1 rRNA gene is annotated in these 448 nt (G+C 59.4%); it reads right to left on the bottom strand.

Annotated elements, in window-relative coordinates:
- Positions 1-410, bottom strand: a 23S ribosomal RNA gene (locus HV826_RS36785); the annotation flags it as partial.
- Positions 411-448: the final 38 nt, after the last annotated feature.

The raw sequence follows: 448 nt of genomic DNA, 5'->3' as shown, positions 1-448 counted from the left end.
CCAGACTTCGGCTACGGGTCTCTCACCCTCTCCGGACGGCTCTTCCAATACCGTTCGCCTCACCTGTGGTTTGCTGCGCACGTTCGGGAGAACGTGCCAAATCTCCGTACAACCCCCGGTCAGCAGCGGCTCCCGCCTCATACGCTGATCCAGGTTTGGGCTCCTCCCGGTTCGCTCGCCGCTACTTCGGGAATCCTCTCTTTTCCTCGGGGTACGTTAGATGTTTCAGTTCCCCCGGTTCCCTCCGCCACATTCGTGGTCGGTCACCTGTCGCCAGGTGGGGTTGCCCCATTCGGACTCCCTGGGATCGCTGGTTGCCAGCACCTCCCCCAGGCATTTCGCTGCGTGGCCACGTCCTTCATCGGCTGAAAGCGCCAAGGCATCCACCATGTGCTCTTCTCTGACTATGTCAGTTCTTGTTCTTTTCATCGGTGTCGTTATGTTATGG

The organism is Myxococcus sp. AM010 (genome assembly GCF_013372585.1).
GTDB lineage: Bacteria > Myxococcota > Myxococcia > Myxococcales > Myxococcaceae > Myxococcus > Myxococcus vastator.
The sequence above is the reverse complement of the archived record's forward strand: the minus strand, read 5'-3'. Positions and strand labels throughout refer to the sequence as shown.